The sequence below is a fragment of the Prolixibacter sp. DSM 2831 genome (assembly GCF_056493735.1).
The window spans coordinates 4771450-4787434 of sequence record NZ_CM151379.1; the positions used below are offsets into that span (position 1 = coordinate 4771450).

10 protein-coding genes are annotated in these 15985 nt (G+C 44.5%); 2 read left to right on the top strand and 8 right to left on the bottom strand.

The genetic code is table 11. From position 1 onward, the window contains the following. Positions 1–77 precede the first annotated feature (77 nt). The 7 genes from AC060N_RS19740 to AC060N_RS19770 form a co-directional block, all read right to left on the bottom strand. On the bottom strand, positions 78–1493 hold the full coding sequence (locus AC060N_RS19740) for a DUF5723 family protein (protein ID WP_479525219.1): 1416 nt from the start codon (positions 1491–1493) through the stop codon (positions 78–80). Positions 1494–1566: 73 nt separating this feature from the next. Further along, complete coding sequence (locus tag AC060N_RS19745; RefSeq protein ID WP_479525220.1) at positions 1567–3675, bottom strand: hypothetical protein; 2109 nt, start codon at positions 3673–3675, stop codon at positions 1567–1569. A gap of 156 nt (positions 3676–3831) precedes the next feature. Next, positions 3832–6606: a hypothetical protein gene (locus tag AC060N_RS19750; RefSeq protein WP_479525221.1), complete on the bottom strand. Its 2775-nt coding sequence runs from the start codon at positions 6604–6606 to the stop codon at positions 3832–3834. Between the two features lie 98 nt (positions 6607–6704). Further along, entirely contained in the window at positions 6705–7985 is a 1281-nt protein-coding gene (locus tag AC060N_RS19755) for a hypothetical protein (protein WP_479525222.1), read from the bottom strand. 6 nt (positions 7986–7991) lie between these two features. Beyond that, a complete protein-coding gene (locus AC060N_RS19760) occupies positions 7992–9257 on the bottom strand; it encodes a peptidase U32 family protein (protein ID WP_479525223.1) in 1266 nt (421 codons plus the stop codon). 67 nt (positions 9258–9324) lie between these two features. Then, positions 9325–11799, bottom strand: coding sequence for a T9SS type A sorting domain-containing protein (locus AC060N_RS19765; protein ID WP_479525224.1), 2475 nt, complete (start codon positions 11797–11799; stop codon positions 9325–9327). Positions 11800–11837: 38 nt separating this feature from the next. After that, a complete protein-coding gene (locus tag AC060N_RS19770; protein ID WP_479525225.1) occupies positions 11838–12431 on the bottom strand; it encodes an LON peptidase substrate-binding domain-containing protein in 594 nt (197 codons plus the stop codon). A 318-nt stretch (positions 12432–12749) separates the two neighbouring features. On the opposite strand from AC060N_RS19770, the gene AC060N_RS19775 reads away from it, so the two are divergent. Then, positions 12750–14192 (top strand): glycoside hydrolase family 32 protein, encoded by a 1443-nt coding sequence (locus AC060N_RS19775; protein WP_479525226.1) that lies wholly within the window; start codon positions 12750–12752, stop codon positions 14190–14192. 12 nt (positions 14193–14204) lie between these two features. Beyond that, positions 14205–14993 (top strand): histidinol-phosphatase HisJ family protein, encoded by a 789-nt coding sequence (locus AC060N_RS19780; RefSeq protein WP_479525227.1) that lies wholly within the window; start codon positions 14205–14207, stop codon positions 14991–14993. Positions 14994–15036: 43 nt separating this feature from the next. On the opposite strand, the gene AC060N_RS19785 is transcribed toward AC060N_RS19780, so the two are convergent. Further along, the gene (locus tag AC060N_RS19785) at positions 15037–15981 is read right to left on the bottom strand and encodes an OmpA family protein (RefSeq protein WP_479525228.1); all 945 of its coding nucleotides are present in this window, start codon (positions 15979–15981) and stop codon (positions 15037–15039) included. Between the last annotated feature and the right edge of the window lie 4 nt (positions 15982–15985).

Below are 15985 nucleotides of genomic sequence, written 5' to 3' on the forward strand. Positions count from 1 at the left end.
TTAAAAAGCAAAGGTCAAAAATATAAATTATTTTCGACCTTTGCCCGTTGAGCGAATCAACTTATGTGGAGCTTCTGTTAAATCGGCCCACGATTTTTCTCTTTATTGTAACCGATTAAGAAGTTGAGTCCGAAACGAAGGTTTAAACTGGAGGCATCAGCCGGATTCACAGCCGTCAGTACGTTGTCGGTTACCATGTAGAACTGTACCGGTCCACCACGCAATCCAACACCTAGTCCCAGGTTTGCGTACGAACCTTCGATAACCGAATAACTGGCCGAAAGACTGAAGAAGTCGCCCCAGTAAGCATTTCCGGAAGCGGTAAACGACAGGCTTGCCTGGCTGTTGTAAATCCGGGCACGCGCCAAACCACCAACCTCAATGTTCGGATTAACACGATAACTTCCACCAATGTATACCTTTACAGGAATAGCCGTACTGAAGCTATTATTGGTATTGTCGATGCTGAATGCGTGTTTGATTGAATCGCCCAAATCGCTGAATGCATCACTCGGCGACTTGTAATTCGGATCGTTTTTATTCAATGAATTGTCAATATTTACCCCTTCGTAGTTGAACTGACCGTTCAGCGTCAAATTGGTTACATCGGTTTTCCAGCCGATACTTCCCAGGTCGATGATACTGGCCGAAAGTGTTACCTTATCGGTTGGCTTGAATACTGCACCGAGGTCAACGGCAAATCCCATATTTCCGGTGTTGGTCATATAACTTCCGTCGAAATGAGTATCGACTGAATCGACTAATCCATCAGTACTCGTATAGAAATTAAAAGGTCCGGAAACGTTCAACTGACCGGTACCTTCTACATTCAGATATGAAGCATCGCCCGGTGACTGAACCGACATGCTGATATCCTTACTTTGCGCAGCTCCCATACCAAATAAAATTTTGGCGGTCATACCTAGCGTCACCTTCTTATTCAAATCGTAGGCATAACCAAGCGCCAGTTCACGGTAGTGGATACCGTTCAACCCGAAGGAGCCAGTATTGAAAGATGATCCGAGGTAAGGAGCATTTCCGTTTTTCACCAAAGCCACCAGGTTGTTGCCAAAGAATGCGTTGGCAAATTCCTTCTCGGTAACAGCCAGATTAAAAACATTCTTCCCTGTTCGGAAACCAAGCGTGAAAAAAGAATAATTGGTTTTCTCGAACATGAAATTGGAGTCGTCCAACTTGTTATAAAACTTGTCCAGATCGACAATCAGTGAGTCGGCGTACTGCCCGGTTCCCTGATGGATCAAATCAGAATATCTCCATCCGTTGGTGTTCATGTTCAGATCAACACTCGAGAAACCTGGCATACTAAAATGCCAGCCACTCTCAATTCCGGTATTCGCCGGGTTCATTTCCCATGTCTGCGAAATATTTTTCATGTGGTACATGGTATTCGGCTGAGCATGGGCGTTTCCTGCCACCAGTCCTAAAACGGACAGCAGCACCAGGAATCTTATATTGTTTTTCAGATACTTCATTTTGTTCTCAGTTGTTACTTACAGAATCGAATGACATTACTATCTCCTTTTCAGGAAGTTTGAAGAGCACCACCTAATTATTCAGGTTCGCTCTGACTTTTACTCCCAAACTCACATTTAACGGCGAATCGGAATAAATTCGCGCCGGCGTCAATCCTTGGTTCGGACTCGCCAGATGAACCCTCAGCGCAATTCCATTTGACTGATTCAGGTCATTGATCTGCTCAGGAGATAACACAATTTCCGTTTGTGTGATAGTCGGCTGCTGGTAATTACCTTGCTCGTCGGTTTGGGCAGCTGAAATTGTTTCCGAGCTGATTGGGTTTCCATATTGCGTTCCCGAAAGGGTATCGATAAATGCCATCTCGAACTGGAAATCGAGCGGAATACCATTGGTAATGTTCATCACCAAAGTAACACTGTCAACCTGGTCGACATTGTCCATATTCACATCCAGCGTGTCATTAATGTCAAATCCCTGCGACTGGATTTCCAATGGCAAATCCGCCATCAATCCGACCATCAGTTTCGATTGATCTGTGATGAAATTTGGCGTAGCCGGGTCAGCTGCCCCATTCGGATTGAATGACACGGTACCTGAATATTCGATTTTATCATCCGGTGGAAGCGAAATGAAATTCACGATATCGGAGTTGGTATTATCATAGGTAATGGTGTCGGTAATAGTTCCTGCTGCACGCGATGTAGGATAAGGAACTGGCATCGGCGAAGGATTCAAATCAGCTGTTTGACCATCGGTATTGTAGCCTTTAAAATTGGCATTCAATGTAGCAGGCACTCCAACTGAACTTGTTACTTTTAAACTCAATTTCGGATTGGGCAGTTGCACATTCCCGTTTAAGTTACTAAGTCCTCCAATATTGAATTGAAAAGATCCCGGATCAATAGTAATTGATTCCTGTCCCAAATCACCTTCGATGTATCCTACCTGGATATTATTCATATCAGCGGAAAAAGAAACCTGATCAGTTGGGTTAATATTTACGTAGCCGGTCGATTTGAATAAATGAACCGAGCTGGTATAGGGCAATACATTGTAATTCTGATTGGCTCCCTGCGTCAGGTCAATGGTATAACCCGAAAGATCAAACTCCTGATGATAGGAGATTTGTGTTCCGTCGGTCAGTATATCGAAGACTGCCGGCTGACCATTTTTCGTGGCTGTCGGTAATTCAATTCGTACTCTGCCTGCCGCTGCAACAGTACTGTTAACGTCAACCGCCAATACTCCTGATTTTACTTCCGTTTTGAATACTTTCACCGGCTGATTATTCAGACCATTAACACTAAACGTGTACTCACCCGAAGTACTGCTCACGTCCTGATCAGGAATCATAACCGAGCCTTGAGAGAGGACAGCATTGGTGATCTGGAAATTCAACTGCAGTTCATCGGCTAACCGGATAGGAACTGCCGTTGTCGAACCCGGAGTGGAGAAGCTAGTCAAATCGAAATGAAGTTGATCCGATAAACTTACATTGGCCAGCGAAACAGTCTGGGTCTGCGTTCCACCTGAGGCCACATTATTGAAAACAAATTGCAGTGAAGTGCCCAGATTATTCGGGTCAACCAGGGTAAAGGTTGCTGAGACCTCAACCGGATAGTTGTTGACCATGGTTAACGAAAGTGTCCCGTTTTGGAAGGTCACCTGTTGGAAACTATTCAATCCGGTCGGGTAATAACTTCCCGCGTTGTTCGCACTGGCCGACGGAAACTGAGCACTTTGACCATCGTAAGCCCTCAACGGAGTAAGAGACGGAACGGCTAATGTTAAAGCATCCAGCGTTACAGCACTGGTAAAACTGGCATCCGCCAACTGGACAGAGTCAACCGTTACAGCATCGGACTGAATTGTTTGATTGGCCGGAAAATTTACCATGCCAGCAGCATCAAACTGATAAATCGAATCCTCAGTGTAGATAATGTGCAGAAGGTTGTTTGAATCACTCTGTAGTAAAGAGTCCGGATCGTCAATTTTATCCACAAAATCCTGAACAGTATAATTACCGTGTGCCAACGGAAGATAAAGTGCAGGTTTCCAGTTGACCGGACCGGCCATTTTGTCGAAATTGAATTCGCCGGTACTACACGAATTCAACAGAGCGATTCCCAACAATACGACGAGGAACCACAATTTCTTTTTCCCAAACATATGCTTCATGTATTAAATTTTCCCTTAAGAGTTTTATGCTACTATTTACTTGTTTTGTCTTTGCTATCTAAAAAGTGTACATCTGCAGATATGCGCATAAAAAGACACTCGCCATTTTTATAACGAAGAAACTCGAAAAAAATTCTCTTAAAATTTCCTTAAAGACTATTGGACGTAATAGTTGTACAAAAATCCGTCGGCTGAACCTACCACCAAATTAAAATGCTGACTTCCGGAAGTAAAAAAACCAATACTAAACCGGGAATTACCGGCCATCGGAAAACCGTTGTACAAACTTCCATCTTTGTTAAAAAGATAAATCAGATTCTCCTTCGGATTGACAACTCCAATCTTCTTGTTGTTAGCCGAAAAAGCATAAATCTGTGGGGCCCTGTCAGGTGCTTCTTTAAAGTGATGACTAAACATCTTCTGACCGTCCGAATCGTATACTGTCAAATCGTTCCCGTCGAGGTAAACGAAGTCATTTTTCCCGTCGGCATTCATATCATCGTACATGAAATAATGCGAGGGACTGAAATTCTCGATCTCCTTTGTTTGATAATCGCCATTAAAATAGAGGAAATAAACCTTCCCGTGTTCATCTGTTCCGACCAGGCGGGCCGCGTGACTCCCATTTCCGGGCTCCAGCACAAAATTATTGTTCATCGAATGTGCATATTGCGCTTTACTTTGTACACGGGTATTTCCTTTCCGGTCTTCGATATAGGTTCTGTTTTTATCGAAGAAAACAATATAGTCGCGGGTACCGACCCTGAAATGCTGTACCGGCTGCGTCACTTCATGCTCGGTTTTGCCAAATGTCCAGCCCGGAATTAGCTTGCCCCGTTTATCGTACAAATACACGTGGTGATCGGCGCACGCAATAAAGAACCGGTAATTCTTGTTGTGATCGTAGTCGAATACTGACACGCCATTGGTCGCTTTCGCGCGAAGCTTTATCGGGTAGTTTGCCACATAGTTGCCATTCCGATCGATCAAATGTAACTCACCTGCCGTGTTAAACAGGTACTGCAACTTTCCGTTTTTGTAATAGTCAACCTGGTATACGTCTCCCATAATCGGACCCGGCAATTTGATCTTCCAAAGAACCCGTCCTTCTTTATTAATCAGATAGAAATTATTGTCAGTATCCTGAACAACCACCTCCCGGTTGGCCCGGTCGTAATGGTTGATGACAAACTGCGGTTTAAACTGAATATCCGTTTCCAGATGGCTGGACCAAACGGTTTGTGGCCTTTCACGCAGGTTCGGATTATATCGCAACAATGCACTGTTGTATATCATCCCATTTTCGGGACCGAACTCCCAACCAAAGGCTTCAAGCCTCAACAAATGCTCCAACTTCGGCTCCAGTTTCTGACTGATCTCCTGATGAATGATATCTTTAAAAAACGGCAAAGCCCTTCCTGGAGAAAACCACATGTAAAAATTGCAGCGCTGCGATAACCGATCGCTGAATTCTTGGTAACGAATATTGTTTTTCAATACCTCTTGCAACACATAATCTTTGATGAAGCCAGAAAGCGAACGATAGGAATCCCCCATCACCAAGTAGTTGCCCACAAACGAAACATACCGCGTAGGAACCGGCCTGAAAATCGGACCGAAAACCCGCTCGCCAAAATTATCAACCGGCATGTTGTAAATTGGGTAGGCTGTTTGCTTGTCGACATGATATGTTCGAACATAGTCATTCAGTGACTTGCCGTTGAGCCGAGCCCAGTGTCCGATCATTTCCCGTATGGTCTTCTCCGCCTGATTCCTGCTGTGTACTCGCATAACCAGGAACCGGTTTTCGTCTGGTTGCGACGGATTGCCGCGGGTATACACCATGGCGATTTCTTTATCTATCAGCTTCTTAACCACCTCTTGCGGGTTTTGCCCGGTAGATTTCTTAACAGCACCCAACTTATTTTCGTAAGCATAATAGTTGCCGGCCCGATCGAGGTATTTCTCGTAGTCCTTAAAGAAGACATTCGGATTGCTCAGGTTAAAGCTCAGGATGAAACTGGTTTCTGCCGGAAGCACCTCTTCCATGCGAAATCGCTGTGGCTGCTGATGTAAAAATATGTTCAGGTAATTATTGACAGAGTCATCAGTATAGGTAAACCCATTGAGCATAAGTTCGTCCTGCTTCATCTCCATATCAATCTCCGACCAGGTAGCGAAATTGTTAAAACCGCGCAGCGCATGGGCCACCGGTTCGCTGGTACAAAGCGATAACAAGCGCGGAAATGTCTGGTAGTTGATGTAGAAATTCATGTCGACATTCGCACCGGCTGTTTTATACACCTTCTGGAAATGTGATTTATCAAGCAACGATGAAGTATTGAGCTGCCGAATGGCTTCTTCCACTTTTACCGGATTCTCTCCGGCAATGAAAATTCCTTTATGGAAGGCATAAACCAATTTATGCTGCTTGCCCTTCTGGTTCCAAACATACTTGTTCACCTGAACGTGATCATACTTTCGATGGGTAACCTGAGCATTATCGGGAGCTAATACTTTTCGGATAAACTGGTTAATGATATTCTTTTCCGAGATATCATCCAGTTCAACTAAATAGAGTTGATTAAAGCTATCCTTTCCTTCGAAGCCGAGCGCCATTACCAAAGGTTTATTCCGGAACAATTCCCTGGCTTCGCGATTGGCCGTGAACAGCGAATCGACATAGGTTATCTCACTCTGGATATCTGAAAATCCGGGTAATTCCGAAAGATCCTGCCACATCGGGTTTTCCTGAATATCTCCCGTAAAGGCGAAAATATTGCGGGCTTCGATAATCAACGGAGAGTTTACCGGGACAGCTCGTAGTGCTGAAGTACCTATATAGCGCGACTCGCGGCTGAAATAGTACCAACCGATAAATATTCCTACAATGATTAATCCCGTAACGATTCCCAGACCTTTTTTACCCATAAATTGAACGTTATCTGATTTCTTCGCAAGAAAATGTTATGTAAAAATAAATACAATAACCTACAACGTCAACAATTCAGGGAACGATCCGAAGAAGGTTACTGTAAAATAACTTTGAAAGTAACCGGAGCCCTGTCCGAAATCTTCAGCTTCAGGAGATAAATACCCGCCGGCAATTTCCCGGTAGGAATACTCACCGTCGTGCCTCTCGAAGGGTAGACCACGCCGCTCTTCACTGCGTTGCCCGAGATGGAAAATAACTGGTAACCGAACTGTGGCAACTGCGACTGAACTTCCAGTTTAATAAAACCTGAAACCGGGTTGCCCAACAACCGAACACCAATATCTGCGATATCATTAATTCCGGTAGCGGTTTGGTCTACGACCAATTGCATGGTCACCGGAAGATGGTCGGAGTTATTGTAAAGGGCGTTAACCAATTCTGGGGGATATATGGTATTGGCACCGTCAATCAGCGATTTATTGAGATGCTCTCCGTCCTGCCCAATGGCTTTGTAGCTTCCCTCTTTGTATGAAAGGTTCTTGGTATTGTTCAGCAAATCTTCCTGTACCAGAATAAAATCGAATCGATCATCCATACCGCCGCCCGAAGCACAACCACTGACAGAATGTGTTGATTGGGTATGATAAAGAGCAAAAGTTGAATTGCTATGCCAGTTTCCTTCTTGTCCAATCGGATCGTAGAAGCTATAAGAAACATCGGACGGAGCGATTAAATTCTGGTATGCCTGCTCGTCGCTGTTGTACAAGTTGCAGTCGCCCGAGAAGATGACATTGCCATTCCAGCCCATCTGCTCTAACTCGGCCATGATATCTTGCGTTTCCGCTGCACGGGTACTGATATCGGAAGCTTCACTGCCAGCCTTGAGGTGCACCACCACATAGTTGATAAAAACGGTATCAGCACCATCGGCCAAATCGGGCGATTTATAATAAAGCCGATAGAAATTGGCATCACGTTCGTTACTTCCCAGCACCAGTCTTCCCTGCCATTTCAGCGCAAGCTTATTGGTGTTGTAATACAACATGTTGATCAGGTAGGTTCCTGAAAAATCAGCCTGGGCATATTGCGTGCGCCCGTCAGCGTTCAGTGCATTGTCGAGCAAATATTTGACATCAGCTTCATCACCATCCATTTCGTTTACCGTGAAAATATCCGGCAAATAATAGCTGAACAATGTCTTCAGATAACCATTTTTATCATCGCGATTGTTCGTTTGCTGGTCACACGAATAAACATCTTTACCGTAATTCAGCAGGTTGTACTGCATCACGCGGAGCGTATCCTGCGCCTTTAGCTGACTAAAGGCGACAATGAACAGAAAAAAAAGAAGGTTTAGTTTTTTCAGGTTATGCATAACTCATTATTTCGGTCGCCCGGATTTCACTTCCGAAGCATCCACTATTTTATACAGTTTATCAGATCGTCTGATTTTTACTTCCATCGGCATCGAGAAATACTCGCCTTTCCGGGTTTCTTCAACCGGCTTCTCCTCAACCCTGATTTCCGGAACAATCATTTGTACGACACCGGTTGTTGGGCCGGTAATGAGAATTTCGTCGCCAACTTTCAGGCTTTGAGATTCCATTTTGAACTCCGCCACTTTCAGTTTGCTGAAATAGTTGGTTCCTTTACCGATGTACATCCTCTTTTTAGTTGCCCGCGAACCATAATTGTGACTCCATTCACCCAAGCGCTGACCGAGGTAGTAACCGTCCCAGAATCCTCTGTTGAAAACAGTACTTAACCGGCTATCCCAGTTATCAATCTTTTCCTGCCCAAATGTTCCGGCGAAATATGCTTCTGCCGCTTCACGATAACATTCGGCTACCGTTTTCACATATTCTGCACTTCGTGCCCGGCCTTCAATTTTCAACACGGACACACCGGAATCCAATATCTTATTCAGGAAATGAATGGTCTTCAAATCCTTGGGTGACATGATGTACTCATTGTCAATCTCCAGCTCCTGTCCGGTTTCCTTATCAGTAACAATGTACGCCCGACGGCAGGTTTGCATACAAGCTCCCCGATTGGCCGAGGAATTCATTTCGTGTAATGAAAGATAACACTTTCCGGAGATAGCCATGCACAATGCACCGTGAACAAACATCTCCAGCCGGATACGTCTCCCGGAAGGGCCTCTCAAATCGTCCCTTTCTATCTGTTTTGAAATCTCAGCAACGCGGTCCAGTGTCATTTCGCGGGCCAGAACCATCACATCGGCAAACTGCGAGTAGAACTTTACTTCGGCGTAATTGGTGATGTTCACCTGCGTTGACATGTGTACCTCTACGCCCTGCTCGCGACACATCTGTATCACGCCCATGTCGGAAGCAATTACAGCTGAAACTCCGTTTGCTTTAGCTGCCGCTATAATCTCACTAATCTTATCCAACTCATCATCGAAAATACCGGTGTTAACCGTCAAGTAAGTATTGACACCAGCCTTTTCGGCACGCGAAACAATCTCTTTCAAATCGTCGATGGTGAAATTGTGCGACGACCGGGCCCGCATGTTCAGTTTTTCAACACCGAAATAGACCGATCCGGCACCAGCCTGAATGGCTGCCATTAACGATTCGTATGACCCGACCGGAGCCATAATTTCCACATCTTTTCTCTCCATAACCGTTTTAAGAAACTGATGCAAAGGTACAATTCCCACCTTGATCAGCAAGATGTTTTACATACGGCTATCGCTTGATCACCTTCCGGGAAATCTGTCGACCACCCACTTCGATGTTGACCAAATACATTCCCGGAGGATATGCGGAAAAGTCAAGCTGTTCGGTCAGCCTGCCATCGACCGGATACACCTGCCGGTTGTACATTCGCTGACCAAGATAATTGTACACAACAATATTTCCCGAATCAACCGGTTTTTCCAAATCCAGTTCCAGCTGCATCTGATCGTGAACCGGATTAGGATACAGCCGCAAATCACCCGGCGAGAGAGGAATCGTTGCCACATCTACGTTGTCACCAATCAGGAGGTTATCGATGCACCAGCCCCAGCCCCAACCAAAAGGATCCGAATATAACCGGAAGCGGACTAATATGGTATCACCCGGTGAAAAGTTGGCTGCTGATGTCATATTGAGCACGCGGCGTTTAAACATATCTTTACTTCCGGATGTGTATGAATTTCCATCCAAAATATTCTTATTGTAGGCAGTCAACCAAGTGTCATTATCTGACGAATCCCACCCCGGTGCTATCGGGCTCCAGTTTCGTCCCCCGTCTTTTGATCCTTCAACTACCACATAATCGTAAAAATCCGCATCTCCAAAAACAGCATCAGTTGCAGCAGGTTCTACTAATACAACCTCATCAAAAGCAATTTCTGTATTCGCATTCAGAATAACCGGCACACGTAGCACGGAAATATAATTAAAATAAGGAGCTGCACCTTCCGGACTATCATAAGGGTGTGGCGAATGAAGTGCATCATCATCAAACAGGGTAGTCTTCATCACAGTAAAATCGCTTCCAGCAAAATCGGTAGTAGCTGTATTAAAGTCGTTTTCATAATAATCAACTGCCGCCAGGATCGATTCAATCGAGATTGTGTAATACCCAGATGCAGGAAGAACGGTTTGATTGCTGTTAGTTGATTTATCAGTTGCCACAATACGGTACTCAAGCAAATCATTTGGTGTCAAACCGGATGGGAGTGCCACATTGCCACCATAAGTTGAATCAGATAAAGCCGGTAAAGAAGTAGTTGAAAAATCAGCACTATTCAACCTCATTTCAACATCCACTGATTTGACCCCGATATTATCGGTTGCTTTCACCTCCATATAGGCTGAATCAGCGGAGGAGAAGACAAACTGAACAGGTACGTGGTCTACAGAAGGCGGTGTCGTGTCTTCTCCCACATAAAATGAATAATAATCTGTAGGAGCATGAATCGGCCGCGAAAAATTCCGATTCCGCAAATCAGTTACCGTAATATAGTAATCTGTTTTCGTACCCAAGGCCGGTATAATAATGTTGGCAGAATATTCATCAGGATTACCGGTTGCCGTCATGGTGGCTATTGTCTGTGTCTTCCAGTTATCCATTGAATAATGAAGCTTGATGGTCGAGGCATCAATGCCATAATCACCATAGACTTTTGCTGTTACCGGAACCTGTCTGGGCAAATAATCATAATCTGCAACAGGGGTATGTATGATATAGGTATATTTCCATCCCATCTCTGCCAACATCGCTTCCAGTAAAGGCCCCGGATCGTGATTAGCTTCTCCGTATGCAAGAGCATGTGTCATCAATGCATTGACTGAACCCGCTGGGTAGGTGGCATCATCTAAATGATAAAAACTGGAACCATCATTCCAGGTCGAAGGGGCATACAACCTCGGATTTGTGCCATCGTAATCTTCCCGGGCTAACCGGCTGTCAAATTGCAACGCATTGCTGGTAAATTGACTGTATAACGCAGACGATGGATTGGCAAAATAACTGTCATCAATTAACTGCTGTCCCAATAAATTCTTTACATAGACATCATAGATTCCGGGAAAAAGATTTGTGTCATCACCAATTTGACCAATATTCGAACTATTAACCGAGGCAAACCCTATTATTCCTAAACCATGACCAATTTCGTGAATAACGACTGATACAAAATCGTATTTGTTGGAAGGTGTATTTCCATCTGTTCCAAAATACCATTCCGTATTATCGCTGTTAAAACGAGCAACCATATCAGGGGACGTACTGCCGGATAAATCCTGATTCGACATCTTATCTGCCAAAGCGACTGGATAGAACGTGTTTTCGCGAAGAGAGCCGTCAAAATTGCGATAATAGGTCGCAGGACCACACGAACCAAGTACTCCTTTGTCTAGCGAAGTCCACGTAGCTCGCAAACGAATAGGCACAGGACTGTCTAAAATTGACTCCCAGACACTCACGGCATAACGAAATGCATCAGCCGCTTCCTGACTAAAACCAATCAATTCCAAATCAAATGTAGAGTTTGCTGTTGCAGATTTCAGGAAAGCATTGGGTGGAGGGACAAAACTTTTGCGAACAGAATCACTCTTATAACATACCGCATAACTTCCCAGGAAGCGGTGTTTAAAATCTTTTGATAAAGCCTTATTTCCCGCTATCAAAAAAAAGGCCAGTACGATTAGTAAAGTAAGGCGTCTTGGCATTAGCCCTAGTTTTAGGTTAATTAATTAAAATCAGGCTCCTAATTTAATACAAATCTTGAACCCATTTCCTGCGTCATGGACTCAATTTGAATTTGTAGCGTTAAAAAGTTGGTGAGGTTACGTTCAAAATGCTCAGGTAATTGATCGTCGATGAAGCTGAATTTCTGATTAGATGGTATTTTCAACCGGGCTGCCAATTCGAAAATATTATTACTAACCAAAGGATCCGGTTCCTTTCCTTCGTCACGCATCAGCATAAAACGATGATACAGCAACAATAACCGAGGCCCTGGCTTTGTATCTTCAAAATGGAGCAACTCCACATTTCCTTCCATGTACAATTTCGATGGAGAACTGCTTCGGGTCAGAAAATTGACTAACTCCACTACTTTTACCACAATATCCATTTCACCGTTGTCGGTTTGGTTCTTCACCGTTTCAATCCGAACCAGACAGCCGCGATCCTGTGTTTCGCCATTTAACACATACGGAATTCCAAACATTTGATGCGACTCCATGACATCATTCACCAAGTGCTTGTAGCGCTCCTCGAAAATATGGAGCTCAAACTCCTCTCCCGGGAATGCAAATACACTCAACGGAAATATGGGATATGTCTGAATATCGTTCATGTCAAATGCGGTTCTTCATTTTTATAAACAAAATGACATTGCAAAGGTTGAATTTCACCTTCTTCCTGTAGCATTCAGCACAAGTGTTCAACGCAAATCCGAAGAAGAAAATTCAATTTCAGCGAACTCACAACTTCTTCTGCGTTGTAAACAAAAACGTATTTTCAGCCCTAAAATTGTCATCAAAAGTCAATTACTCTTTCTGTATTACCTAAAAAATATTTACTCCCGCTTTTTTATTCAGGAAAATGCTGGAACGTGTATATTTGTCTAAACCGGAAATTTTCCGGACGCATTACCACTCCTAATTTGATTAAAATGGCAAAGTTCCTTAGCATGTGCGCATTAGTTACCGGTATCCTATTATTGACTTCCGGAAGACCGGTAAAGACGTATGACGAATTGTACCGACCTCAGTTTCATTTCTCTCCTGAGAAAAACTGGATGAACGACCCCGATGGATTAGTTTACTACGATGGTGAATATCACCTGTTTTACCAATACAACCCAAACGGGAACGAATGGGGCTACATGCATTGGGGGCATGCTGTCAGCACCGACCTGGTTCATTGGAAAAATCTTCCTATAGCCATTTACCCCGACAACGATTCGAAGGATAAAGTAAAATGCACCGCCTGGTCCGGCTCGGCTATTGTCGACAAAAACAATGTAACCGGCCTACAGGAAGGAAACTACAAAACCTTACTGGCATTTTACACCAGCCGTGGATGCGGTCAACGTTTGGCCTACAGCAACGACAAAGGACGTACCTGGAAAAAATATGCTGGCAATCCTATTATTCCGGAAGCGCCGGGAGAAGAAACCCGCGATCCGAAAGTCTTTTGGTACGAGCCGGGCAAAACCTTTGTCATGGTTCTCTACCGTATGCCCGGAGCCGATAAAAAGAAAGAAGGAATTTCCATTTACAACTCCACCGACTTGGTCCACTGGACTTTCGAAAGTCATGTAACCGGTTACTACGAATGTCCCGATCTTTTCGCGTTGCCTTTGGATGGCGACAGCACCAAAATGAAATGGGCACTCCTGGGCGGCGATGGCTCATACATGTTGGGCAAATTTGATGGAAAGCACTTCACTCCTGAGTCAGGGAAAAAGGTACTTGACTACGGAAAAAATTTCTATGCCACACAAACCTGGTCCAATACGCCGAACGGCAAAAGAATTCAAATTGCCTGGATGAGGGAAAGCAAATATCCCGGCATGCCTTTCACCGGACAAATGTCGTTCCCTACTGTGCTTTCGCTGAAATCGACAACCGAGGGACCACGCATTGTCAGAACGCCGGTCAAGGAAATTTCCTCCCTTTACGGGAAGAAAATGGATAAAACCGACAAGAACATCATCCCGGGCCTGAAGAACAACAACCTTCTCAGTGGAATACGCAGTGAATCCTTCCGCATCACCGGTGTATTCGATGTCAAAACATCCAATGCGTTCGGAATTACCGTCAGAAAATCGCGGAAAGAACCGGGAACGCAGATTGCTTACGATGTAAGTAACCAAGTACTGACCTGTTTGGGTTCGAAAATGCCATTGGCTCCGATTGACAACAAAATCAAACTGGATATTCTGGTCGATCGGGCATCGATCGAAATCTTTGCCAACAATGGTGAAAAAGTCATCACTGACAATTTCACTCCTGCCGAAAAAGCAGATGACATGGAACTATGGACACGCGGTGGTGAAATCATGGTCGACTCGCTCGAAGTACACGAAATTAAATCCATTTGGAAAGAATAACTCAATCTTAACATGATGACGAGCCGCTTCGATTACCATATGCACACTCTCCTGTCCGACGGCAAGAACAGCCACGAGGAAATGGTGGAAGCGGCAATTAAAAAAGGATTTTCAGAAATCGGATTTACTGACCATTTCTGCATCAAACAGCCATGTGCATGGGCAATGGGAGCAGATGGCCTGGAGCCAATGATGAAGAAACTGACTGCCTTACGGGAAAAATACCGGGACCAGATTCAGATTCTTTGGGGTGTAGAGGTGGACTATTTCCCTGACAAGGAAGAAGAAATTGGGAAAGAACTAGCGCAATTTCCTTTTGATTATGTCCTCGGTTCTGTTCATTTTCTGGACAACTGGAATTACGATTCCGACCGCAGCCGGTACGGGGAGTTCAGCAACGACTACCTCTATCGCTGGTATTTTGCCGAACTGCAAAAAGCAGCTTCGTCAGGTCTTTTTGACACCATGGCCCATCCCGATTTGATTAAGAAATTCAGGGTTTGGCCCGAGAGCAAACAAAACGGACTTTTTAAGAAAACAGCAAAAGTATTCGCCCAATCGGGAGTTGCATTTGAAGTCAATACGAGTGGTATTGATCGTCCTTGTGGCGAATTCTTTCCCGGAAAGGAATTTCTTAATGAGTTATACAAAGCGAAAGTCCCGGTCACGCTGGGTTCCGATTCCCACAAGGCAGAGCAAATCGGACGCTATTTTGATGATGCCCGAATCATGTTAAAAGAATTGGGATACCGAAATTTAATACGCTATCAAGAACGACAAAGGATTGAAGAACCGCTATAAACAAAAAGTCCCGGCAGTAACCGGGACTTTTTTATGACTATCATTAATTCGATAGGAGCTTATACAATTCGGTCAAATCAGGCGTCAAAATAATTTCTGTACGCCGGTTCTTCTGACGTGCTTCTGGTGTATTTCTTGGATCAACCGGCACATATTTACTTCGACCAGCGGCTGTAATCCGTTTCGGATTGATGTTAGCATCCTGCAAAAGTATTTTCGTAACAGCCGTTGCCCTCATAACACTCAAATCCCAGTTGTCTTTTATCGCTCCGGTTCCCCGCAACGGAACATCGTCTGTATGGCCTTCCACCAACACATTGATATCCGGATTAGCAGCCAATACCTGGGCAATTTTCTTCAACGCCTGCCGCCCCTGCTGACCGACAGCATATTTCCCCGACTGGAATAACAACTTCTCGGCCATCGAAACATACACCTGACCGTTTTTCTCGGTAACGTTTATTCCCAATTTTTTGTAACCGGTTAACGCATCCAGCATTTTCTGCTTCAAGTCTTTCACCGCTCTGTCTTTTCTGGCCAGAAGGTTCTCCAGATGTTGCAACCTCTGATTTTTTTCCGCCAGTTTCTTTTCTCTTGCATCCAAATCAGCTCTTGCCGATTCCAGATTCGTCAACAACCGCGAAATCTCATCACTACTCCCTGATTTTACAGCGGAAATCTGTTTCTCTAAATCAGCGTTGGTGTCCTGTAACCGCTTCACTTCGCGAGTCAGATTGTCCCGCTCATCTTTCAGTGAACTTCGTTCGGCTTGCATCTTTTTCATTTCAGCCTCCAGCTGATCGGCTTTCGAACCGGCCTCATTCGCCTTGGCCTCCATATCCTGAAGCTTCTGCTTTAACAGCAACTGGCTGTCCTCACATTCGTCCAGTTTACCTTTTACCCGGTTAAACTCACTGGTTGAGACACAAGAAGGCAGCACGAAAATCGTTAATAATGTGCCCAGAAGCATAACACGAAAGTTTCTCATATCT

Bases quoted from the DNA above. Each gene is read 5' to 3' on its own strand.
- AC060N_RS19740 (WP_479525219.1), bottom strand. From the start codon at position 1,493: ATGAAGTATCTGAAAAACAATATAAGATTCCTGGTGCTGCTGTCCGTT.
- AC060N_RS19745 (WP_479525220.1), bottom strand. From the start codon at position 3,675: ATGAAGCATATGTTTGGGAAAAAGAAATTGTGGTTCCTCGTCGTATTG.
- AC060N_RS19750 (WP_479525221.1), bottom strand. From the start codon at position 6,606: ATGGGTAAAAAAGGTCTGGGAATCGTTACGGGATTAATCATTGTAGGA.
- AC060N_RS19755 (WP_479525222.1), bottom strand. From the start codon at position 7,985: ATGCATAACCTGAAAAAACTAAACCTTCTTTTTTTTCTGTTCATTGTC.
- AC060N_RS19760 (WP_479525223.1), bottom strand. From the start codon at position 9,257: ATGGAGAGAAAAGATGTGGAAATTATGGCTCCGGTCGGGTCATACGAA.
- AC060N_RS19765 (WP_479525224.1), bottom strand. From the start codon at position 11,799: ATGCCAAGACGCCTTACTTTACTAATCGTACTGGCCTTTTTTTTGATA.
- AC060N_RS19770 (WP_479525225.1), bottom strand. From the start codon at position 12,431: ATGAACGATATTCAGACATATCCCATATTTCCGTTGAGTGTATTTGCA.
- AC060N_RS19775 (WP_479525226.1), top strand. From the start codon at position 12,750: ATGGCAAAGTTCCTTAGCATGTGCGCATTAGTTACCGGTATCCTATTA.
- AC060N_RS19780 (WP_479525227.1), top strand. From the start codon at position 14,205: ATGATGACGAGCCGCTTCGATTACCATATGCACACTCTCCTGTCCGAC.
- AC060N_RS19785 (WP_479525228.1), bottom strand. From the start codon at position 15,981: ATGAGAAACTTTCGTGTTATGCTTCTGGGCACATTATTAACGATTTTC.